General features: G+C 61.9%; 17 protein-coding genes. 6 read left to right on the forward strand and 11 right to left on the reverse strand.

Features of this window, described 5'->3' with window-relative positions:
• From AC6H4Z_RS23050 to AC6H4Z_RS23095, 10 genes are all read right to left on the reverse strand, one after another.
• Complete coding sequence (locus AC6H4Z_RS23050) at positions 1-1401, reverse strand: hypothetical protein (protein ID WP_497544319.1); 1401 nt, start codon at positions 1399-1401, stop codon at positions 1-3.
• Positions 1402-1420: 19 nt separating this feature from the next.
• Entirely contained in the window at positions 1421-4912 is a 3492-nt protein-coding gene (locus tag AC6H4Z_RS23055; RefSeq protein WP_497544320.1) for a SusC/RagA family TonB-linked outer membrane protein, read from the reverse strand.
• 44 nt (positions 4913-4956) lie between these two features.
• Entirely contained in the window at positions 4957-6075 is a 1119-nt protein-coding gene (locus AC6H4Z_RS23060) for a FecR family protein (protein ID WP_497544321.1), read from the reverse strand.
• A 113-nt stretch (positions 6076-6188) separates the two neighbouring features.
• Positions 6189-6794, reverse strand: a complete 606-nt coding sequence (locus AC6H4Z_RS23065) for an RNA polymerase sigma-70 factor (RefSeq protein ID WP_497544322.1) — start codon at positions 6792-6794, stop codon at positions 6189-6191.
• 102 nt (positions 6795-6896) lie between these two features.
• Entirely contained in the window at positions 6897-8204 is a 1308-nt protein-coding gene (locus AC6H4Z_RS23070) for an MFS transporter (protein ID WP_497544323.1), read from the reverse strand.
• Positions 8201-8881 carry a DUF2848 domain-containing protein gene (locus AC6H4Z_RS23075; RefSeq protein WP_497544324.1) on the reverse strand — a complete coding sequence of 227 codons (681 nt, stop codon included), beginning with the start codon at positions 8879-8881 and terminating at the stop codon, positions 8201-8203. Before AC6H4Z_RS23075 ends, AC6H4Z_RS23070 begins: the two co-directional genes overlap by 4 nt.
• 45 nt (positions 8882-8926) lie before the next feature.
• Positions 8927-10063, reverse strand: a complete 1137-nt coding sequence (locus AC6H4Z_RS23080) for a DUF1028 domain-containing protein (RefSeq protein WP_497544325.1) — start codon at positions 10061-10063, stop codon at positions 8927-8929.
• 22 nt (positions 10064-10085) lie between these two features.
• Entirely contained in the window at positions 10086-10955 is an 870-nt protein-coding gene (locus tag AC6H4Z_RS23085; RefSeq protein WP_497544326.1) for a hydroxypyruvate isomerase family protein, read from the reverse strand.
• Complete coding sequence (locus AC6H4Z_RS23090) at positions 10955-12646, reverse strand: GMC oxidoreductase (protein WP_497544327.1); 1692 nt, start codon at positions 12644-12646, stop codon at positions 10955-10957. The genes AC6H4Z_RS23085 and AC6H4Z_RS23090 overlap by 1 nt, the downstream gene beginning before the upstream one ends.
• Positions 12639-13127 carry a gluconate 2-dehydrogenase subunit 3 family protein gene (locus AC6H4Z_RS23095; RefSeq protein ID WP_497544328.1) on the reverse strand — a complete coding sequence of 163 codons (489 nt, stop codon included), beginning with the start codon at positions 13125-13127 and terminating at the stop codon, positions 12639-12641. Before AC6H4Z_RS23095 ends, AC6H4Z_RS23090 begins: the two co-directional genes overlap by 8 nt.
• Before the next feature lie 165 nt (positions 13128-13292).
• On the opposite strand from AC6H4Z_RS23095, the gene AC6H4Z_RS23100 reads away from it, so the two are divergent.
• The 5 genes from AC6H4Z_RS23100 (at position 13293) to AC6H4Z_RS23120 (ending at position 18865) form a co-directional block, all read left to right on the forward strand.
• Entirely contained in the window at positions 13293-13592 is a 300-nt protein-coding gene (locus AC6H4Z_RS23100) for a hypothetical protein (protein WP_497544329.1), read from the forward strand.
• A 22-nt stretch (positions 13593-13614) separates the two neighbouring features.
• Complete coding sequence (msrB, locus tag AC6H4Z_RS23105; RefSeq protein ID WP_497544330.1) at positions 13615-14157, forward strand: peptide-methionine (R)-S-oxide reductase MsrB; 543 nt, start codon at positions 13615-13617, stop codon at positions 14155-14157.
• Positions 14158-14256: 99 nt separating this feature from the next.
• Positions 14257-16371 carry a M28 family peptidase gene (locus AC6H4Z_RS23110; RefSeq protein ID WP_497544331.1) on the forward strand — a complete coding sequence of 705 codons (2115 nt, stop codon included), beginning with the start codon at positions 14257-14259 and terminating at the stop codon, positions 16369-16371.
• Positions 16372-16536: 165 nt separating this feature from the next.
• Complete coding sequence (locus AC6H4Z_RS23115) at positions 16537-17319, forward strand: carboxypeptidase-like regulatory domain-containing protein (protein ID WP_497544332.1); 783 nt, start codon at positions 16537-16539, stop codon at positions 17317-17319.
• Positions 17320-17401: 82 nt separating this feature from the next.
• Positions 17402-18865, forward strand: a complete 1464-nt coding sequence (locus AC6H4Z_RS23120) for a DNA-3-methyladenine glycosylase 2 family protein (protein ID WP_497544333.1) — start codon at positions 17402-17404, stop codon at positions 18863-18865.
• A gap of 12 nt (positions 18866-18877) precedes the next feature.
• On the opposite strand, the gene AC6H4Z_RS23125 is transcribed toward AC6H4Z_RS23120, so the two are convergent.
• Positions 18878-20074 carry a phosphodiester glycosidase family protein gene (locus AC6H4Z_RS23125; RefSeq protein ID WP_497544334.1) on the reverse strand — a complete coding sequence of 399 codons (1197 nt, stop codon included), beginning with the start codon at positions 20072-20074 and terminating at the stop codon, positions 18878-18880.
• Between the two features lie 85 nt (positions 20075-20159).
• Between AC6H4Z_RS23125 and AC6H4Z_RS23130 the strand changes: the two genes are divergently transcribed.
• The gene (locus tag AC6H4Z_RS23130; RefSeq protein WP_497544335.1) at positions 20160-22967 is read left to right on the forward strand and encodes a TonB-dependent receptor; all 2808 of its coding nucleotides are present in this window, start codon (positions 20160-20162) and stop codon (positions 22965-22967) included.
• Position 22968 lies beyond the last annotated feature (1 nt).

Genomic DNA, 22968 nt, shown 5'->3' on the forward strand with positions numbered 1-22968 from the left:
CTATGCGTTCAGATCGATACAGCCCTTGAAATTCGGATTGCCATTTTCATCGGGGCCGAGCGGGAACACGACGTCGGTGCCGTAGGTGCCGCCGCCACTCGGATACGTGCCTGAAGGAAACACTGAATCAGGCGACCGGCCGTACTGACGGATCAAACGTCGCATGTCCCCGAAACGAAGGCCACGTCCAAAGGTCCAGAATGCACGCTCGCGGAACAAGAGGCTGACGGCCGCATCCTTCGTTGCCGGCGTGGCCAGCGGCGGAAGGAGCGTGGAATTCACCGTCACCGTGCCGATGGTCAGCGTCGTTGCGCGAAGCGCATTGAGGATCGTCATCATGCCCGGAATGTCGCTCGCGGCAAGTCGCGCCTCTGCTTCGACGAGCCGCGCATCGATTCCGCTGACAAGCGCCATGGCAGTCGTCTGCCCATACAGGCTTGTCGCGCGCAGATAGGTCACACCGTCGGAACCACGCGTCGTGTCCTTGCCGTTGGTGCTGACCGTGTACGCCGCGGGCAAACGGGGATCATGCATCGTGAAAAACGGAATGACGCCCGGCACGATGATGTTGCGCGCGTTTCCTTCGACGCTATCGCCGAGACTGTACGATCGTCCGCTCGTATTGAGCGTCCAAATTGGATTGTTCCCCGACGTCGTGGCGTAGGTGAAGTTGTAGGCATACGTCGTCGGCACTGTCGCTGACGCAACCAGCGCCGCCGCCTCGGCGAACTTGCCGTTGCCGCTCAGTGCTCGTGCTTTGCCGATGCGTGCCGCGCGATTGATGTTGACGCTCGCCGCATCAGTGCCGGTGCTCTTGCTCATGGCCGTATCGAACGACGCCGAAGCCACATCGAAGATCTGCGCGCTCGTCAGCGGTTGCGTGTAGACTGGCGGGCTCAGGTTGCCATCGTCGAGCGGAATGCCGTTACAGAAGTCAGCCGCGATCTGCAGCTCCGCCATTCCGCGCGCGAAATACATCTCGGCCACGTTTGCGATCGGCGACGGCGTCCACTTGTTGAGCAGTGGGATTGCCTGATTCGCCGCCGTGCGGATGCTCGTTACGCCGCGCAGCGCCGACGTGAACGCCGAGATGGCGAATGGGTTCGAGCCGCGTCGTTGATCGACGAAACCGGTAACGCTCGCGGACACGGTGATATCCCACTCGTCGCCGACGAGACCGCCCATCGTCCACGAGCCGGTGATGCCGCGCAGGTTGATCAGTGCGCCGACGCGAATTGCGTCAGCGCCCGCCGCCGAGTTGACGTTCGACGGATCGATGAGACCTGGCTGTTCCGCCGAGAGGAGGTTGTCAGTGAGACTATTCTGACAACCCGCGATGACTACTGGTGCAAGGGCGATGACTGCACAGACCGCCCGCCGAGAAAACTGATTCGCTCGCATGAGAGGGATGGTCTGAGGTTTAGAAGCGGAGATTGATGCGCATGACGTAGTACGTCGGTGGACCGACGGTGACCTGATCGAACGTGTGCGCGTCGCCGGAGCCGCCGGTGGTATAGATGCTGTTCTCCGGGTCGACACCGGTGTACTTCGTCCACGTCTGAATATTGCGCGCCGTGAACGACACCGTTGCGCCGGACGCCGCGGCGAAGCGCGCCCAGCGATCGGGCAGCGTGTACGTCGCCGACAGTTCGCGCCACTTGATGAAGTTGCCCGGGCCAGTGTCGCCGCCGGCTGCGATCGGCGAAGGATCGGTGTATTCGAGCGCGCGTGCCTGTTCGTACAGCGAGGCATGCGGATCGTTTCTGCCGACGCAGTTGAAGACGACGTTGCACATCACGATGTCGGTGAGATTGATCGCGTGGTTGCCGCCGCGATAGTCGAACATCGTCTGGATTCTGAGCTTGCGATGGAAAATTTCGATCGCCGGTGTGAAGGCAATCTGTTGCGGCGGAATGCTGACGCCCATGTACACCGACGTGTCGCCGGCGAACGTGACCTCACTCAGATTCGGATCCTTGTTGTATGACAGGATGCCGTCGCCGTTCTTGTCCTTGTAGCCGGTGAGAGGAATCTCCCAGTAGCCGCCGATCGGGTAGCCGACCGCGATGCGCGTGTCGTTCGACGTCTGCGTCGGCGTGTTGCCCAGGCTGAGAACCATGTTGCGGTTGATCGACGCGCTCAGTGTGAGGTCGATGCCGATGTTCTTGCGATCGACCGGCTGTGCCATGATCGAACCTTCCCAACCGTCGTTGCGCACGGCGCCAAGGTTGCGCGTGATCGTCGACGCCGATCCGAGCGACGGTGGAACGACCGCCGAGATCAGCGCGTCCTTGGTGCGCTTGTAGTAGCGCGTTACTTCGATCGTTGCGCGTCCGCCGAACAGCGTGCTCTCGAAACCACCTTCGAGTTCGGATGAACGTTCGGGCTTGAGGTTCGGATTGTCGATCGAGCCAATGCGCAGGCCCGACACGTCGACGCCGTTCACGTTGCCCGTGACCGTACTGAGTGACGACAGCGCCGCCGTTGCTCCCGGCTGCACGCCCGATGCGCCGTATGCACTGCGAACGCGCAGGTTCGTCAGCCACGACGGATGCGGGAAGAACGATTCGTCAGAGATGATCCACGACGCACTCACCTTCGGGTAGATCACGTGCTGGAAGTTCGTGCCGAATGCGCTGTTCTGGTCAGTGCGAACCGCCGCTGTGAGGAACAACCGATCGCGCAGCGCGACTGCCTGCTCGACGAAGAAGCCGAGTGTGCGAGTCTGCGTGCTCGACGAGTTCGCGCTCAGCGTGCCGCTGCCCACGACCTGTGTTCCTGGCGGAATGCTCGACGCGCTCGCGAGGTTTCCGTCAACGTTCACGTTGACATACTGCATGCCGCCGGTCGTCTTTAGGTTCAGCCACTGATGATTCGACGGTGTGAACGTCACCGTACTTCCGAAATCGGCGGTGAGGTTGCGCAGGTTCGTGCGCGCATTCGACGCGAGGCCTTGCAGCGCGGTCGCATTGGTCGGCGGACCCTCACCGCGGAACTTGAAGTCGTAGTCTTCCTGGCCGGCGACGTCCGTACCAATGTTCGCGCGATTCTGCATCCACGAGAACGGACGCCACTGCACGTTGACGGCACCGATAAAGCGATCGACGTCCTGCTGTCGCTTCTCCTGGAACACATAGCTCGGCGTGAACGAGCCGTAGCCCATCAGCGGCGTTGGCGTGGCGACGAGGCCGACGTTGCCATTGTTCAGATAACCCGTGCCGTAGAACGCGATACCCGCGGCGCTCGACGAGCTCGATTGGTTGATCAGACGCGTGCCGGAGTTGATGTACCCCATGTTCACGCCGATGTCGAGCTTCGAGTTCACGGCGGTGTTGAGGTTCAAGCGGAACGAATTCTTCGCCAACGTATTCGGGTGACTCGTCCAATCGTGCGGATCGACGCCGATCGAGTCGTATCGATTTTGCTCGAATCGAGGGAGTTGAAACACTCCCTGTTCGCCTTCGCGATCGGCCGAGATGAAGTACCGCGATACGTCGTTGCCGCCCGACAGCTGCGCACCGTAGTGATTGCGATAACCGGTACCGAGCATCGTGAGGCCGAGGTCGTGCTGACAAGTTTTCGTTTTCGTCGCGAAAACCTCGGTGCAGTGCCAGTCCTTCCAGAGGTTCGTCGTCTGCAAGCTGTCGGGAATGCACGTGCCGGCTGGAACCATCGGCAGCACGCACGCGCCCTGCGTAACGAGCGGCGTTCCCGATGGGCTGTGTCCCTGCAGCGTCGCGTTGGTCGGGTAGTTGTTCTGGCGATCGGTGAGAAACCCACCTTCGCCGAAGGCCTGCCACTTAGGCGCCCCGGCTTTTCCCTTCTTCGTCGTGATGAGCACCACACCGTTCGACGCGTCGGTGCCGTAGAGCGTCGCGGCAGACGGGCCCTTCACGATTTCGATGTTCTCGATGTCGTCCGGGCTCAGGTCATCGCTGCGTGCAGGCTGCGCACCGCCGATGGCGTACGAGAACGACACCTGCGACGTCATGCGAACGCCGTCGATGATGTAGATCGGCGCGTTGTTCAAGCTCACGCTGTTCGATCCACGAATACGAATTCGCGAGCCAACGCCAGTCTGCATTCCGGTCTGGACGCTCACGCCTGGCACGCGCGAATTCAGCACGTCACTGATATTTCTCACCGTCTGCGTCTCGGCGACATTCGTCACGCCGATGTTCGCCACAGCGTTGCCAAGTTCGACGCGTCGCTGTTCGCCCGTTGCCGTCGTCACGACGTCAGCGAGTTGTAGCACCGCCTGCGTCATCGCGAAATCGAGCGTCGCGGTTTGATCGGCGGCGGTGGAGACAGACTTCTTCTGCTCCTGAAAGCCAACGCGCAGCACGCGCACTTCCACGACGCCAACCGGCACATTGCGAATCGTGTAGCGTCCCTCGGCGTTGGTCGCGGCGCCAAGGTTCGTTCCAACGACCGCGACGCGTACGTCCTGGATCGGCTGGCCGCTCGCCGCCTCGGTGACTCGTCCACTGATCGACGGCGGCGCGGCATTCTGCGCTTTCGCTTCAGACGCCGGGATGTTCACCACGACGAGCTGTCCCGTCGACAGCGCCATGATGCGAAGCCCGGCGGATTGGAGTACGAGCTCCAACGCTTCGTCGGTACGAATCTCGTCGCGTGTCAGCCAGACCGACGTCGTCTTGGGCAAGATCGCGTCGTTGTAAGTGATCGGTACATCGGCGCGACGACCGATCTCGCGCAATGCCGCTTCGACGGACACGCCGGCGAGCTTGAGCGAGATGTTTCGCCTGAGCTGCGGCACGAGCGACGCCGCGTCGGCAACGATGCGGACCGATTCAGTCGGTGACGCACCGCCCTGGGCTGCGAGAGGCTGGGGCGACTGCCACGCGAGCACCGTGAGAGCAGCCGCGATGATCGAGCTGATGCGACGCATGCTTCCTCCGGAGGTCGAAAGGTCTCGAAGTGTCAGAATGGTTTTCATGGCGTTGACCGTTCGCTCTTGCTGTGACGGGTGAGCGTGACGCGATCGCCTTCAACGCGCGCGTCGACATCGAGCGATGTCTCGAGAACGACGAGTGCTTCGAGCATCGTCTCGCCTTTCAGCGTGGTCGTGAGCCGCACGGTGTCGAGGCTCTTGTCCGCGAGTACGAAGCTGCTGCCGTACCAGCGACTCAATTCCGCGAGCACGTTCGGCACGAGCACGTGATCGAACACGAACTCGCCGCGCGTCCACGCGAAGCGCGCCGCAACCGACGCACGCGGCAGAAGACGCGCGGCGCCTGCTTCGTCGACCAACGCCGCCTGTCCCGCGGTGACCGAAAGGCTTTTTACATCTCGAACGGCGCGCGTTGAGGTCGGTGCGTGGCTGGTGGTTGGCTCAACTGCAACCTCTCCGTCGGCAACCGCGATTTCGACGCGCGGCTCCGTCGGCCGCGCACGAACGACGAAGCGCGTACCGACATCGCGAATCGTCGTGCGAGCCGTGCGCACCGAGAACGGGTGCGCGACATCGTGCGTGACGTTGAAGTACCCATCGCCTTCGAGCTCGACGACGCGTTCCGGCGAACCGTAGCCGCTCGACACGCGCAACACGCTCATCGGTCCGAGCTGGAACGCACTGCCGTCGGGAAGCGTGACCGAGGCGCGTTGCCCTCGGTCGGTGCGATACTCGCGCGCGGGTTCGACCACCGGCTGCCGTGACGCTTCGCGTAGTTGCTCTGCACGGTGATCAGCCCATACTCCGGCAAACAACACCGCGCACGCCGCTGCTGTCGCCCACGCCGCCAGGTTGCGTCCACCCGAGCGGCGACGCTGGACCGGTGCCGCCGGCGCCACGAGACGAAGACGCGGTTGTTCGTCGACGTCGAGCTTCGGTGCGATCGACGCCCACATTTCGTCGGCGCTCCACGATCCGACGCCGCCGATCTTCGGCTGCGTCGCTTCGTCCCAGGCCGACCGCAACGCGTCGAGACGCGCAGTGTATTCGGGACTCGATTGCGCCCAACGCAGGACGTCGGCCGATTCAGACGCCGACGCCTCGCCGCTCAGAAACGCAGCAAGTGCGCGCGGGCTTGGTTCGCGTGCATCCTCGGTCATGCGAGGATCCGCGCCTCAGACAAAAAGGATCTCATGCACGTACAGGCGCACGAGATCGAAAAGACCCTTAGTCAGATCTCAGGTCTGAGGTCTCGGGTCTCAGGGATAACGGCTTAAACCCAGTCCGTGAGATGCCGACGCATTGCGGTAAGTGCGCGGCCCATGTGCACTTCCACCGTCTTCACGGAGATCCCAAGCGTCTCGGCGATCTCACGATACGAGAGTTTGTGCTCTCGATTCAGCGTGAAGACCTGCCGGCAACGCGCCGGAAGCGAATCAACCGCTCGATTGATGGCGTCGGAAAGTTCGGCGGCGCCGGTTTCTTCGCCCGGCTCGATCGGATCTGCGCGATCGAATTCGTGTTCGCCCGTGAGCGCCATCTCTTCCTGCCATCTGCGCTCGAGTCCGTCATGGCGCATGTAGCTGATCGCGCGGTTTCTCGCCGAGCGATAGAGATACGTCGTTAGCCCGCCGCGAACGTCCCACTCATGGCGATGGCGCCAGATCCAGAGAAACAGATCCTGCACCAACTCTTTCGTCGACTCCACATCGCGCGTGCTGTTGTACACGAACGCGCACAGACGATCGGAGTAGTGCCGAACGAGCGCTTCGAACGCGGCGTGATCACTCTCGCGAATACGTGCAACCCAATCGCTCTCCGCGTACGGCGCGTGAGCGTCATTCGATTTCGAAATGGGTCGCTGTAACGGATTCAGCATCGGCGCGCATTATGCCGCGCCACTTCGCAAGCCGCAAGAGCAACGGTTCTTTGTCGAACCGGTATCGCTTGCGTCAATTCGTTGACGCAACAACTAATGGGGCTACGATGCGCTCACGGTTTCTGACGCGTTTGGAGCGAGCGCTCGCGCGCGACGCACGCCAAGCATCATCGCGGCGGCAGTGACCGCAAACACGCCAAGCACCATCATGCTGCCGACGTAATTCCCCGTCACCGTTTTTCCCCAGCCGACGATGTTCGGCGCAGCGAATCCACCGAGATTGCCGATCGAATTGATCAGTGCAATTCCGCCTGCAGCCGCAGGACCGCTCAATAGCGCCGACGGCACGCACCAGAACACTGGCAGGAAAGCGTTGACTCCGAATGAGATGATCGCGAGTCCGGCAATCACCGTCGCTCCCTGACGCGACATCGCGGTCACCACAAACCCGATCGCCATCAACACCATTGGCCACGCCGCGTGTGAGATGCGCTCCTGCTTGCGATCCGAATGCGCGCCGTTGAGCAACATGCCGGCAACACCAGCAAGCCCGATCGCCCCAATGATGAATCCAACGTGCACTGCGTCGAGATGCAGTGCGTCAGCGAGCAACACGGGTCCGAAGAACACCGGGCCAAGCTCCGCGGCGATTGCGAGGAAGTACAAAACCGCGAGCCACCACACGATCCCACTCGTCAACGCCTTTGCGGCGTTCGTCTCTGCGACGGTTTCACTTCGCCGGCGTTCGAAATCCAACTTCGACATCAGCCATCGTCGTTCACCATCGGTCAACCATGTCGCTTCGGACGGACGGTCGGTGAGGAGAAACAGAATCGCGATGCCCAGGATGATCGACGGAATTCCTTCCGCAACGAACAGCCACTGCCAGCCAGCAAGTCCGAGATTCTCGTTGAGCGACAACAGCGCGCCGCCAAGCGGCCCGCCGATCGCACTCGCCAACGGAATGCTCACCATGAACTTCGACATCGCGCTCGCACGCTGCTGTTCCGGGAACCACTGGCTCAAGTAGTACACGATTCCTGGGAACGCGCCCGCTTCCGCCGCACCAAGCAAGAAGCGCAGCATGTAGAAGCTCATCGGGCCGCGAACGAACATCATAGCGCACGCGATGATGCCCCACGAGATCGCGATTCGCGCAATCCATCGCCGCGCGCCGACCTTCGCGAGAAACAGATTGCTTGGCACCTCGAACAGTCCGTACCCGATGAAGAACACTCCCGCGCCGAAGCCGTAGGCCGCCGAGCTCAGCCCGACGCTCTGATTCATTTGCAGCGCCGCAAGACTGACGTTCGTGCGATCGATAAACGCCGCGATGTAGAGGACGAATAAGATCGGCAGCAGACGCACGCTCACCTTGCGCAGCGTCGCTCGTTCGAGCGCGTCGCTCATGAGTTCGCCGGGAGCGTGGTGATGCGATAGCGATGGCGCAGCGTTCGTTGGAGCACGGGATCCTCCATCTCCATTTCGAATTCATCGGCCGGCGCGATTTCGTGCACGGTCGCTATCGTTCCACTGAACAGCGCCGAGCCCGCACGCAGCGGCACATCGAAGCTTTCGTACAACGCAGTGAGTCGATCGGCGGGCAGCAGCGACGCAAACGTACCCTCTTGATACAACTCGCGATTGCCGTTGCGATGCGCCCACGATCGCAGGATCACGCGATCCCAATGTGGCGCGAGATCATCGAAGCGCCAGAGGTCTGCCGCAACGACCTTCGCGCACAGCTGCTTCGACAGGGCAACGCTCGATCGCTCGAGCCCACGATCGGTGTGATCCGATCCGAGCCCAACCCACACGCCGTCGTCGCGCGTGACGAGCACGAATTCCACTTCGCCGCTCGTCTCACCGCCAACGACTTCGATGGCATCGCCCGTCGTGAGCAATGATGCGGCGACGCGATAGAACACCGGAGTGCGACTCGGGCGAGGCGTGCCGAGCGCTTCGAGCTCGCGGATGTGTGCTTCTACCGCGGCTTGATTGCGCCCGGCCCAGCCTGCGAGCACGAGATGTTTGATTGCGCTGACGTCGAAGCGAGCCGACGCGCGCGATGAGTTTGAAGTTTGCACGCGGTCCAGTATATCGCCCGCCGCAACCCCAACGTCAAATCGACCCTACCGACGAACCTGCGTCACGTCGAGCAAACGTTCGCGAACTGCACGCGCTTTTCCCGCACGTTCGAGCGCAGCCCAGAGATGCGATACCATCTCCGAATCGACGAGTCCCGCTGGTGACCCAACACTCGGCCCACCAAGCTTTTCCGCGGTACGAAACGCATCGACGGCAGTGACGACATCGGGCGTGTAGTCGTTCGCACCCGCGGCGCGTGCGTCGAGCGGCGGATCGTTCGCTTTGTAGAGACCGAGCGCCTGAAACATGACTTTGAGCTGCCACACGTCGCCGCCGCTGAACTGCTGGAGCGTCCGATACCCGAGGGTCTGCGAGATAGCATCGTAGATGCGTCGCATCTCGGCGACTGGTTCAGGATTCTCGCACACGGAGATGTTCGCCGTAACGCCGTCGGTTCTACGCGAACGGCCAGGACGCGAATCGGCGACGATCACGGCGGCCGACTGTCGGAGTCCATGCCGCTTGTCACCTCCGAGTACGTGACCGGCCGCGATCGCGTCGATGAGTCGATCGGCGAGATGTCGCGGCTGTCCTTCGCTCGCCTCGAAACTCTTTGCGACTGCTTCGATCACTTCGGGCCCGACGAGAATATTGCCTTGCGTGACGTAGTTCGTTCCCGAGCGATGCCCTGCCCACGGTTGCGGCTGTGTTCCGGTGTACTGCGCAGAGCGTCCTTTGATGTCGATGACGCCGATCTGCCGCGACGTGGCGCCGGAGTCGGCCGCGAGCAGTCGCTTCAGTGCGTCTGCGGGCGTCTCGCCCTTCGCGAGCGCGTCGAGCAACTCATTGCCGTACTCGGTGCGCGTGTTGGCCTGCGTGGCGACCGCGCCAACGCCAACCCGAACCCAAGGCACGCCGTTGCCGACGCAGGGCACTCGCGTTGTGACGGCGACGCCAACTTCGCCGGTGCGTGGATCGATCGCCGCGATCGAGAAGGTGTGAAAGACGAGCGAATCGCGCCATTCGATCGGTACCTGCGCGTGAGCCGGACGGGACAACCCTAGCACGGCAACTGACAGGACACGAATCACTCGAATTGAAAAGACATCGAACCAAGCGCGTTCACGGTGGCGATTCACTGGACCAGCGGCGGGTTCGATGTGTTTTTTCATTCGTGTCATTCGTGTCAGAGTTATTGGTCGTTTATACGTTACAAATCTCAAATGCCTGCCTCAGCGACGCGAGTGGTTCGCGCTTTGGCACAAACTCCTGCGCGACGAAGCCAGTGAAGCCCGTATCGACAATCGCCTGCATCACTCGACGGTAGTTCAGCTCCTGCGTGTCGTCGATCTCAGCTCGACCCGGAACTCCACCGGTATGATAGTGCGCGATGTGCGGCGCGTTGGCGCGAATCGTCGCGACGACGTCGCCCTCCATGATCTGCATGTGATAGATATCATATAGCAGCTTCACGCGCGGCGAATCGACGCCACGAACGACCTGAACACCCCACGCGGTGTGGTCGGCCTGATAATCCTTATGATCGACTTTGCTGTTGAGCAGCTCGAGGCAGAGCGTCACACCATGCTTCTCAGCCGTCGGCGCAAGTCGTTTGAGACCGGCAACGCAGTTCGTAATCCCCTCTCCGTCGGACATGCCCGCGCGATTGCCGCTAAACACCACGATGTTCGGTACCTTCGCCGCAGCCGCCAATGGAATCATGCGTTCTGCGTCGGCGACCAGCTTGTCGTGATTGTCCGGACGATTGAACCCGACCGGAATCGTGCCGAAGCCATTCGCCAGCGCGCACTGAAGCCCGTGCTTCTGCGGCACCTCCCATTCGTTTTCGCTCAACAGCTCGACCGAGCTGTATCCAATCTCTTTCGCCGATGTGCACAGATCGTCGAGCGACATGCGCCCGAAGCACCACCGCGATACCGATTGCTTGATCTTGCCCGTACGCAACGATACGCCGCGCTCGGCGAGCACCGACTTTGGTGACAGCGTTGCCGCAGCCGCTGCGGCACTCAGCGCACCCAGCGCTTCGCGCCGAGTGATTCCATCTCGTCGCATCAAACCTCTCCTCGCTTCATTGCCGCGACGGCGTGTGCCGCAGCGCGGGCCGTGAGGGCCATGTACGTGATGCTCGGGTTCTGACACCCGGAACTCGCCATGCACGAACCGTCGGTGAGAAACAAATTCTTCGCGTCCCACGCCTGATTCCACGAATTCACCACGCCGTCCTTCGGCGTGTGACTCATGCGCGCGCCGCCCATCTCGTGAATGCAATGACCCGGCGGATTGTTCGAGCCATGTTGACGAATATCGGTGCATCCCGCCGCATCGAGTATTTCGGCCATTGCCGTCGACATGTCCTTGTCCATCGCGCGTTCATTCTCCCGCCATCGCACTTCGATACGTGCCGCGGGAATTCCCCAGCGATCGCGCACATCGGGATCGAGCGTGACGCGATTGTCCTCATGCGGCAGCGTCTCACCCCAACCCGACGCCGACAGCGACCACGGTCCGAGCTCGTTGATCAGAGAATCCTTGAACGAGGCGCCATAACCGGCCATGTTCGAGCCACGACCCCAACCGTTTCGCCCTGAGCCGCCCTGCATTCCGTAGCCGCGCAGAAAATCGGGATGCTGGGACTTCACGTTGCGAAAGCGCGCGATGTAGATGCCGTTCGGACGATGGCCCGTCGTGCGCTTGTCAGCGAAACCCGGATACGTTCCCGACGCGCCAGAACCGTAGTGATGATCCATCACGTATCGGCCGAGCGTGCCACTCGAGTTCGCGAGGCCGTCGGGAAAGCGCGCGCTCTTCGAGTTGAGCAACAGCCGCACCGATTCGATCGCCGACGCACATAGAAAGACAATCCTCGCCGTGAATTCCTGCTCCTTCATCGTGTTCGCATCGATCACCCGCACGCCGCGCGCGCGACTACGCTTCGGATCGTATAGCACTTCCGCGACGACGCTGTTCGGTCGCAGCGTCAGATTTCCAGTCTTCCGCGCCGCGGGCAACGTCGATCCCAAGCTGTTGAAGTACGAATGCGTGACGCATCCTCGCTCGCACGGCCCGCAGTAGTGACACGCCAGTCGGCCGTTGTGATTCTGCGTCAGAATCGCCGCGCGGCCAATTGTCATGACGCGCTCGCCATTGAACGACTTGAGAATCTTCGGACGCGCATCCGCCTCGACGCAGGTCATCGCCATCGGCGGGAGAAACTCGCCGTCCGGCAGTTGCGCCAGACCTTCGCGCGCGCCCGTGATGCCGATGAACTTCTCGACGTAGGAGTACCACGGCGCAATGTCCTTGTACCGAATCGGCCAGTCGGTCCCGTGACCGTCCTTTGCGTTGGCTTCGAAGTCGAGATCACTCCAGCGATAGACCTGACGCCCCCACGTGATCGACCGACCACCAACCTGGCGTCCGCGAAACCACTTGAAGGGCGCGTCGCTCGGATTCGTGTACGGATTCTCTCCGTCCTTCACGAAGAACTTGTGTCCCACTTCGTCGCACGCGTAGCAACCGCGCTGCACCGGATGATCGCGCTCGAGCGCTGCGCGATCGCCGAGTCCGCGGAAGTGCATCTCCCACGGTTGCACGTGCTCGACGAAATCAGTGCGCGGATCGACGGGGCCACCCGCCTCGAGCACGAGCGTCTTCAGTCCACGCTCGCTCAACTCCTTCGCCGCCCAACCGCCACTGATTCCCGATCCGACGACGATCGCGTCGTAGTGTGTCGTCTCACGCATGCGGCATCGGGGCTGCGCCGTCGAATCGACCCGGCATGATTTCGGTGTGCAGCACGCGCTTCATCACGGCCTCGCTCGTGAAGTAGCCGTGCACGATGAGACCTTTCAAACGCCAGTACGTCCGCCCTGGCTCGGCGCGTCGATCGCCAGCCTCGATCGTCGACAACGACTTTGTGTCGAGCGCATCGAGGCCCGCGAGGAATGCCACGCGATCCGCGTCGCTGTAGTTCTCGCTCACGATCACGTTGACGAATGCCGGCACGCCCACATCCGTTGCACTCGGCGAGTCGGTGCGCGGCAGAATGGTGTCCGCGATCGTGCCGACCAACGCGAGTTGATTATCGCTGAGTCCGGTGGCCGGACGCAGGCCGCTGGCGACTTTCGCCCAGGCGGCGATCGTCTCGTTCGGAAGCAGTGCCAACGCGCCGGCTGCACCGAGCGCGCGGAGGAGGTCACGCCGTTCCATAGTGAAGGCGGGCAAGCGGTGGATGGGGTGTATCCGAGGCGGCTAGCGTATCGCGGCGCGGCGGCCACGTCAACGGCGCCAGTCACTGGCCAGGTTTTTAGGACGCTCCCTCGGGAGACGGAACGTCTCCGGCCGGGTTATTGTACGAGAGAGGACGTTCGACGAAGGGAGGGAGGTTCAATGAAAGTCTATTCACTGACCGTTCGAAATCGGTTCGCGGCCACGCTCTTGGCGATCGGCGTTTTGGGCGCCGGCGCGGCGTTGCTCGTCGTTGGTTTTGCTCTGCTCGCCGGGTTGGCTGTCGCGGGCGGCGTGCTCGGCACCGGCATCATGCTCTACCACCGTTTGCGCGGAACTCGCCCCACCCTTCCCGGCACCATGGGCTGGCGTGAAATGCCGCTCGACCCGTCGCTCGAGGTATTCCCGAGCGCTCGTCCAAACGTAGACCGAGTGTTGCCCGCCAGCACCGACAACGGCTGATCCTCTCACGGAGATCCGATCGATGACGGAGTTCGCCCTGACGCGCCGAGAATTCGTGATTGCCGCCGCGGCGGCGACGCTCTGTCGTTCGAAAGAGGCCAGCGCGCCGGGCGACGTCACCATCGTGCAGTTCTCCGACAAGGGCGAAAAGCAGGGCACCGTCCGAGTTCCCAAGGTCGTGAAGACCGACGAGGAGTGGCAAAAGCAGCTCACTCCACTCGCATTTCAAATCACTCGCGAGGCGGGAACGGAGCGGCCGTTCACCGGTGCGTACTGGAACCTCCACGACAAAGGGCTCTTTCGCTGCATCTGCTGCGACACTGCCCTCTTCAGCTCCGACGTCAAGTTCGACTCTGGCACTGGCTGGCCGAGCTTCTGGCAGCCGATCGCCGAAGAGAATGTGAAGCACGGAAAGCCAAGCAGCGGTTTCACGAACAGTGAAGTCACCTGTCGCCGCTGCGACGCGCACTTGGGTGACCTGTTCAACGACGGTCCCAAGCCCACGGGCCTGCGCTACTGCATCGATTCCGTGGCCCTTCGTTTCGTGAAGCTTCCGAGCGCATAGGCCTCAGCGCCAACTCTGTACTGTCAGTCTGCGTAGCGATCGGTATACTCTCCCGTCGCAGAGTTCGTCGCGTCCCCCCACAAGCAAGGCAGGCGATTGATGAAAGCACGATCCCTGGCCATCGCCGCGATCGGCGCGCTGGCCCCGTCCCTACTGTTCGCGCAAGAACGCGAAGATCGCACGCTGCTCACGCAGGCGCAGATGACCGCGATCATCAACGAAGTCTCCGGCGAGCGCGCCATGCACCACGTGCTGGAGTTGGTGCCGTATCAGCGCGTCCGTCTTCCCGAGGAATACAACGGACCGTATCGCGAGAGTCGCGTCATTGCCGACTTCGCGAAGCAATATGGCTTCAGCAACGTCTCCATCGAGACGTTCGGTACGCCGACCATGGCGTGGCAGCCCACGCAGGGCGAACTATGGATGACGACGCCCAAGAACGTGAAGCTGTTCGACATTCACGACATCGCGCTGGCACTCGCGTCGCTCAACGCCAACGGTGACATCACGGCTGAGTTGATCGACGTGAACGCTGGGCGTCCGGAGGACTTCGAAGGCAAGGACGTGAAGGACAAGCTCGTGCTCACCTCCGGTTCGACTGGTCAGGTCTACCAACAGGCGATTCAGCGCGGGGCCAAGGGCGTGCTCGGCATCAGCGCGATCGGCTATCAACGCGCTGTCGATTTCCCGACTCAGATCGTGTCGTCCACAGTGAACGCACAACCCGGAACCGTCGCGTGGTCGGTGACGCCCGAAGTGCAGCACAATCTCCAAGCGCTGCTCGTGCGCGGTGAGAAGATCACGATTCGCTCAATCGTGAAGAGCGTTCAAATACCGGGCAAGACCGAGTACGTACACGCCGAGATTCCCGGCGACGGCAGCACGACGCAGGAAGTCGGTATCAGCGGCCATCTGTACGAGGGCGTGATCAAACAGGGCGCGAACGACGACAACTCCGGCTGCGCACTCATCCTCGAGATCGGTCGCGCATACATCAAGTTGATCAACGAAGGCAAACTCCCCCGCCCCAAGCGCACGATCAACTTCCAGTTCGTGCCAGAAATTTCTGGCACCAACGCGTATCTCAACGCGCATCCCGACAAAGAGAAGAAGATCATCGGCACGCTCAACTTCGACATGGAAGCGATTCGCGTCGCCGACAGCCGGAGCTATTGGGTGTTGCAGCGTACGCCGGACACCTTCCCGTCGTACCTCAACGACATTGCGCAGAGCATGATGGAGTACATCGCCGACATCTCTCGCGAACGCATTCGCTTCCGTCGCTCCATCCTCGGCTACGCGCCCACGCAGCCGGTGGAAGCGCCTCGCGGCAGCAAGGACGCGTTCTACATCAAGATCGACAAACACTACGGCTCGAGCGATCACGTGACGTACATGCAGCACGGCATCCCGGCCGTCATGTTCATCACCTGGCCGGACATGTGGTATCACTCTTCGGAAGACACGCCCGACAAGCAGGACCCAACGCAATACAAGCGCGCCGCCGCCGTTGGACTCGGCGGACTTGCCGTGATCTCGACTGGCACGGATGAAATGGCTGCGCGCGTCGTGAGCGACAACCTCGGTCGCGGTCTATCCCGCATGGGCGAGTCGCACACAAAGGGACTCGGCTACATGGCGGACGCCACAAACGGAACGCAACTCACGCAGGCGTACAAGGAAGCGCGCGTCGCGATTCAGCATCAGGCCGAGATCGAGAAGGCAGTCGTGCGGTCGGCGAGCGTGCTGTGGACGAACGTAGACGAAGGAAAGAAGCGCACGGCAGCGTTCGAGCCGCTGATCGATCAGCGCGCGAATTCGTTGTTGAATGAAGTGAAGGCCGCCTATCAGCTCGACGCGTTGCAGCGAAGCGTCGCGGCTGTCGAGCCGGCGATGACGCCGGAGGAACGTGAGGCGTCGACCCTCGTCGTCGAACAGGCTGGCGTCACGACTGCTGGTCGAGCTGGCGGCGCGGGCGGTGGTGGTGGAGCGGCCGGTGGCGGGCGCGGTGGCAGAGGTGCTGGCCCCGCTGGCCCGAGTCTCCCAGACGAGTTCAACGCCGAGTTGGCAATTCTTCTCACCAAGGGAAAGACGGCGCTTCAGATTCGAGATTTCTTATCGGGCGAATTTACGCCATTGCCAATGGCGGACGTCATGGCGGTATTGAAGGCACGTGAAGCGGCCGGCGCAATCAAGTTGACGCCGAAGAAGTAGCAACATTCCGGGGCTGGCGGCCACGGCTACTGTTAGAGATCGTTCGTAAAGGCGAACTCGAGCGGACATGGCGGTGTACAACAGCCCCGGAAGCGGTCGGGCAGTAGGAATATTGCTGTAAGACTCGTCGCTTGTTGTTCTGAGCTTTTACTTCCAGGCGGTCCGATGTCTACACGCATCGCACTTCAGTTCGTCCTGCTCGCTGTCGCGGTCGCGCTACCCGCGCGCGCCCAGCAGCCAACCACCGGCGGGACGATCACCGGCATCGTCAAAGACTCGGCAGCGCGCCCGGTCGCAGGAGCCGATGTGGTCGTCCACCCTGGTACGCTCCGCACGCGTACCGATTCGACCGGTCACTTCGTTTTTTCCGGTCTCGATCCAGACAACTACACAGTGCGCGCGCGAAAGCTCGGCTTCGCTCCCGAGGATTTCGACGTCAAGCTGTCGAAGACGAGCCACGTCGACATCACACTCACGCTCGCGGTGCGAATGCCGATGCTCGACACGGTCACCATTCGCGCTGACCGTAAGTGTCCTGAGTTCACTCTCGAGGGTTTCGTCTGCCGTCGGCAGGCGGGAGTCGGAACGTTCATGGATTACACCGAGATCGACGACAAGGAAGCGCTCTACACCGCCGATCTCTTTCGCGATCTCAAAGGTTTTCGCGAGACTGTTCGCACGACACGCGACCAAGGACCAATCCGCGTCGTAGCGCCAATGCTCCCGTGGGGATGTATCAAGTCGTTGGTGAACGGACGCGACGCCTCGCCGGCGAATCCGATTCCAGAGTACCCATACGACCTCGTCGCGCTGGAGGTGTACGCGCGGCCCGACTCCGTGCCGCAACAGTTTCAACGGTACACGTGGCCCGGCATGGGCGGAGACATCACGCGCTCTGGTCGCTGTGGCGTAATCGTGTATTGGACGCAGCGCGCCAAGGTGAAATAGCTCGACAGGGCGCGTCGAGCGGCACGCCTTCAACGTCCGAAAACGGCGAGCCAAGTTCGCGGCGGGCGCATATTCTTGATCTATGCGCCCGCTCGACCGTGAGAGTTACACCCGCGCCCTCGAGGCGCGCGACGCCCGATTCGACGGAGTGTTCTTCGTCGGCATCACGTCCACGGGCATCTACTGTCGGCCCATTTGTCCGGCGCGTGTCACGCTTCGAAAGAATCGCCGATTCTTCTCCACCGCTGCGGCAGCCGAACGGTCCGGCTTTCGTCCCTGCCTACGCTGTCGTCCCGAACTCGCGCCCGGACTCGCGCGAGTTGACGCTGTCCCTCGACTCGCCGAATCCGCTGCAGCACGAATCGCCGCCGGCGCACTCAACGGACGAAGCGTCGACGACCTCGCCTCAGAACTCGGCGTCAGCAGCCGTCAGTTGCGGCGCGCAATGCACCACGAGCTCGGTGTCTCTCCGATTGAGCTCGCGCAAACGTACCGACTCCTGCTGGCGAAGCGGCTGCTCACTGACACGAGCCTATCGATGTCGCGCGTCGCCTACGCGAGCGGCTTTCAGAGTCTACGCCGATTCAACGCGCTCTTCAGCACACGCTACCGCATGAAACCCGACGCTCTCCGTCGGCGACCAGCGCGTCCCTCGGCGACTGAAACCGGCGAGGGCGTGACGCTGACGCTGTCGTATCGACCACCCATCGACTGGCCTGCGCTACTCGGCTTTCTCGCCGCCCGCGCAACACCAGGCGTCGAACTCGTCGTCGATGGAACGTACTCGCGAACCGTACGCGTGGGCGACCGCGTCGGAACGATTTCCGTGCGGCAATCCGAAGCCCGAACATCCGCGTCACCGATTGTGCAACTCGACGTGTCTGCCGCACTCGTGCCGTCGCTCATGTACGTATGCGCGCGTGTGCGCCAATTGTTTGATCTCGACGCCGACCCAGCGAAGATCGAGTCACACCTCGCAGCATCAGGCTTTGCTCCGCTACGACAGTTGCGTCGCGGACTGCGCGTGCCCGGCGCGTTCGACGGATTCGAGTTGGCAATTCGCGCCATCATCGGACAGCAGGTGAGCGTGAAGGGCGCCACGACTCTAATGGCGCGGCTCACCTCGGCATTTGGCGACGTCGCTGATATTGGGCATCCATCGCTCAACCGCCTCGCAGTCACGGCCGAGCGACTTGCCGAGGCGAGCGTGTCGAGCATACGTGCGGTTGGGCTCACCGAAGCGCGCGCGGCAACGATTCACGCGCTCGCACTGCGGGTTGCTGCCGGTGACGTGCAGCTAGAACCAGACGTCGACGTGAGCGCAGCCACTCGACAACTGCTCGACGTTCCAGGCATCGGACCGTGGACGGCGGAATACATTGCGATGCGCGCGCTCCATTGGCCCGATGCGTTTCCCTCTGGCGATCTCGTGCTTCGACGCAATGCCGGGAATCTCACCGCAGCGCGCTTGCTCAAAGCCGCGGATGCGTGGCGACCGTGGCGCGCCTACGCCGCCATGCAGCTCTGGATGAATCCCAGCCGATAGTTCACAAAATACTCATTTCCTTCGGACGACGAGCAGCGCGTTGCCCACCTCGCGCTCGCCCTCTTTGTCGGTCGGCTTGTTCATCAACTCTCCGTTGACGACCATCGTCGTCGAGCCACCGCCGTCGAAGTTCATCGCCTGCCACGCGCCAACGCGGCGCATGAGTGTGGCCAGCTCCGTCAGCGTTGAACCGCCGCTGTTCTCCGAGCGTCCGTCGACGGTGAGCAAATAGAGTGTCGTGCTGTCGCGCGAAAAGCCGATGGCGGTGCGCGGATGCTTCATTTCGGCGTTGCGCGAGATCGTGCCTTCGACCGTGGCCGCCTCCGACGCGACATTGTTGCCGTCGCGAAGAATTCGCGGCCAACCGCCGACGAGCAGCGTTGGCGCAGCACCGCGCGGAGGACGCGGGAGCGTCGTGAGCACGACTCTCACCGTATCGCCATCGGCCATCGCCTGCACTTCCTTCGTGCGCGATCCCGCGCCATACGCAGCGAGCACCGCGCCATTCTTCGGAATCGCTGATCCCGAAACGGCCGATACCGCGCCACGTCGCAGAAAAAGAAGCGTGTCGCCGCGTTTGCCAATCGACTCGAGCGCTGCTTCCGCAGTTTGCCGTGTCGTATCACTCGGCGTCGTCTCGCCAAAGCGCGACGTGTAGAGCGCGGTGCCCTCCGGTTTCCCGACCGGATTGAAGTTCACCGTCATGATCGGCGTCGTCGTACCATGCACCAACGCGCGTCCGTCGAGAATGAAGCGATCCATCAATGGACGTCGCGCCGCGTCGAGCCCGAACTGAATGTGGACGTTGTCGTAGGTGTCGTACGGAGAGTCGGTGACCTTGAGGCCTTTCCACCATTCTCCGCCAATCACCTGATCGTTCTCGTTCTCGCCCGACTTCAACTCGAAGAAGTCCGCGTTCACCGCGGCCAGCACCGTCGCACCGTCTGGTTGCGGGCGTTTCGCCATCTCGGTTGGCTTCTCGCGTCCGCGCAGTTGATCCTTCGCGCGAGCAACGCGCAGATCGAGATCTTTGTGCCGCAGGTCGACACGGACCAGATACACGACGAGCGGGCCGTTCTTGTCGGTGAACTGCCGATAGCTCACGCCCGGCGCCAGTTCGCGAGAGACGATTGTATCCCGCGATTGCCCCTGCGCGGATACCGCAATGGTACTCAAGCCGAATACTGTCGCGATGATGCAACGAAGCACTTGTAGCCCTTGACTGGGTTGCCCCGTATTATGTCGTAGAGGTCGTAGTTCCTCTATCCCCCCTACGCTTTGAGAGAGGTACGCGATGCGATTCAACGCTCATCGCCTGCTCGCCCCGCTCGCCGCGGCAATGATGGCCGTGGCACTCACACATCCACTTCACGCGCAGAACACGATTACCCTCGAGGGATTGGTCAAGTCCGAGGGTGCTCCGATCGCCAATGCGCAGGTTACCGTCGTCAACACGGCGACCCAAGAAACCGCTCGCTCGACGACGCGTGCAACCGGCGAATTCCGCATCCTCGGTTTGTTCTCGGGCAAGTACTCGGTCACCGTCCGCGCACTCGGCTACAAGCCGAACACCGAAGCCGTCGAACTAGTCATCGGCCAGCGCGCGCGACTCGAATTCGAAATGGCCAAGGGTGCCGCGGAACTCGCCGCGACCCAGGTCGTTAGTGAACGCGTCAAGCATGTCGAAGTGCAACGCCTCTCGGTGTCCGCGCCAGTACTCAAGGAAGAAATCGAAAATCTTCCGCTGAACCAGCGCGGCATCATGAACCTCGCGGCGGTCGCACCAGGCATCAAATCATACGCGCCGCAGTCGGGACGTACGCTGCCATCCGGTGGCGCGGCGCCAGACTCTCGTTTCTTCAACGTCTATATGGACGGCGTCGAAATGAAGAGCCTCTACAACGGCAACATCGTCGGTCTCGGTCAAACGGGATCGCCGCTGCCGCAGGAAGCGCTCGAGCAGTTCCGCGTCTACACCAATCCGTACGACGCTGAATTCACGCGCGCCGGATCGTACGTCATCAGCGCTGAGAGCCGCCGCGGCACAAACGACTGGCAAGGTTCGGCGTTTGGTTTCCTGCAGAACAAGTCGATGATCGCGCGCAATCCATTCCAGACGGTTCGTCCGAATTTTGGTCGCGACCAGGCTGGTCTCAACCTTCGCGGACCGATCGTGAAGGACAAGCTGTTCCTCGCGGCGAGCTACGAGCTCACGTCGACCGACTTCTATCTCGACGTGAACCCGACAAGCGGCGCAAACTGGGCACAGTACAAAGGCTCATACCTCGCGCCGAACAAGAACCAGACGCTCTTCACGCGACTCACCTACGTCAACAGCCCGACGGTGACGTATGACGCCATGGTCTCGGCCCGCTTCCTCGACGGCCAGGGCAACTTCGGCGCGAAGGTCGCACCGAATGGCGGAATCTCGCAGAAGTACAAGATCTACACGGGCCAACTCCGTCAGCGATATCTCGCGCCAGGCGGAAACTTCGTGAACGAAGCCAGCCTGCAGCTCGTGAGCTGGGATCACAACGAAGCGCCGCTCCAGGCTGGTCCGCAGTTGTCGTATCCTGGCATCACGTTCGGCACGTCGGGCTTTCCGCTGATCCTCAAGGAACTGCACACGCGCCTTGTCGATCGCGCAACCTGGAACGTCGACGCAGCCGGTTCACACGTGGTCAAGGCTGGCGTTGAACTGAGCCGCATCGGAGCGAGTCAGACGTATCCGAGCAATAAGGATGGAACGTTCACGTTCCTCACCGATACGTCGACGCTTCCGACCACTGCATCGATCGCCGTCGGCTTCACCGATCCGAACGGCATCAGCGACGCGAAGGCAAGCGCCAACGCTTTCACCACCGGCGTGTACGTGAACGACGAATGGCGCATGCGTGAGAACTTCACGCTGTCGCTTGGTCTTCGCCACGACGCCGAGTTCAACACGATGAACAACAACTACACGGTTCCGTGGGCGAGCGATCCGGTGCTGCAGGCCATTCCGCAGTTAAAGGACTACCTCAATACGGGCAACCGTAAGAACCAACTCGGCAACTTCTCCCCGCGTGTCTCGTTCTCGTGGGATCCGACGAACAAGAATCAGACGTTCGTGCGCGGCGGTTTCGGCATCATCTACGACCGCGTGACGAGCTTCATCGGTTTCCAGGAGCGCAAGAACTCCACGTGGCGCACGTACAACTTCACGAATCCCGGTACGGTTGATCCAGCCGTGCTCCGTCAGCGTGTGATCAGCGGTCAGTCCGGTTCGCCGGCGCCGATCCTGATCAAGGAAGACATGAAGACGCCGCACAGCCTTCAGTCGTCGCTCGGTATCGGTCATCAGTTCAACGACCAGTTCGGTATCAACGTCGACTACGTGCGCCAGCACATGGACAACCTCTACGTGCAGCGCAATCCAAACTACGTCGACAAGTCGGTGACGCCGAACAAGCGCGCGCTCACGGCGAACTACGGCGACATTGTCCTGTGGGATGACATTGGCAAGGCGGACTACTCGGCGTTCCTGACGCAGGCCACGTGGCAGCGGAACAAGACGCGCCTGAACCTCGCGTACACGCTCGGCTGGTACGAGGGCGACTTCGACACCGCTGCGCTACCGAACTTCTCCTACAACTTCCTGTTCGATCGTCAGCGCACCACGGGCGATGAGCGCCATCGCTTCGTGCTGTCGGAAGTCAGCCCGATTCCGTTCGGCTTCATGCTGTCGTCGATCACCACGATCGCCAGCCCGCGTCCGTTCCTCACGACGGATGGTCGGGACATCAATCTCGACAATATCACTGGCGACGATTACGTCGGCGGCACGACGACCGCGAGCGGCAATCGCACGGCGCTGCCGGCGAACTCGTTCCGCAACTGGTATCGTACGGTCGATGTTCGCCTGGCTCGCCCACTCTACTCAGCCAAGGGCAAGACGATCAGCGCCTCGGCTGAGGTCTTCAACCTGTTCAACTGGAGCAACAACCTGTCGTACGGCGGTACGCAGTACACCGCGACGGGACAGCCGGTTGCCTCGTACGGCGTCGCGACCGGTGCATATGCCGCACGACAGGGTCAGGTTGGCATGAGGATCGACTGGTAAG

It is taken from the genome of Leucogemmata humicola, from assembly GCF_055379415.1.

Coding starts and splice junctions, on each gene's coding strand:
- AC6H4Z_RS23050 (WP_497544319.1), bottom strand. CDS start 1,401: ATGCGAGCGAATCAGTTTTCTCGGCGGGCGGTCTGTGCAGTCATCGCC.
- AC6H4Z_RS23055 (WP_497544320.1), bottom strand. CDS start 4,912: ATGCGTCGCATCAGCTCGATCATCGCGGCTGCTCTCACGGTGCTCGCG.
- AC6H4Z_RS23060 (WP_497544321.1), bottom strand. CDS start 6,075: ATGACCGAGGATGCACGCGAACCAAGCCCGCGCGCACTTGCTGCGTTT.
- AC6H4Z_RS23065 (WP_497544322.1), bottom strand. CDS start 6,794: ATGCTGAATCCGTTACAGCGACCCATTTCGAAATCGAATGACGCTCAC.
- AC6H4Z_RS23070 (WP_497544323.1), bottom strand. CDS start 8,204: ATGAGCGACGCGCTCGAACGAGCGACGCTGCGCAAGGTGAGCGTGCGT.
- AC6H4Z_RS23080 (WP_497544325.1), bottom strand. CDS start 10,063: ATGACACGAATGAAAAAACACATCGAACCCGCCGCTGGTCCAGTGAAT.
- AC6H4Z_RS23085 (WP_497544326.1), bottom strand. CDS start 10,955: ATGCGACGAGATGGAATCACTCGGCGCGAAGCGCTGGGTGCGCTGAGT.
- AC6H4Z_RS23090 (WP_497544327.1), bottom strand. CDS start 12,646: ATGCGTGAGACGACACACTACGACGCGATCGTCGTCGGATCGGGAATC.
- AC6H4Z_RS23100 (WP_497544329.1), top strand. CDS start 13,293: ATGAAAGTCTATTCACTGACCGTTCGAAATCGGTTCGCGGCCACGCTC.
- msrB (WP_497544330.1), top strand. CDS start 13,615: ATGACGGAGTTCGCCCTGACGCGCCGAGAATTCGTGATTGCCGCCGCG.
- AC6H4Z_RS23110 (WP_497544331.1), top strand. CDS start 14,257: ATGAAAGCACGATCCCTGGCCATCGCCGCGATCGGCGCGCTGGCCCCG.
- AC6H4Z_RS23115 (WP_497544332.1), top strand. CDS start 16,537: ATGTCTACACGCATCGCACTTCAGTTCGTCCTGCTCGCTGTCGCGGTC.
- AC6H4Z_RS23120 (WP_497544333.1), top strand. CDS start 17,402: ATGCGCCCGCTCGACCGTGAGAGTTACACCCGCGCCCTCGAGGCGCGC.
- AC6H4Z_RS23130 (WP_497544335.1), top strand. CDS start 20,160: ATGCGATTCAACGCTCATCGCCTGCTCGCCCCGCTCGCCGCGGCAATG.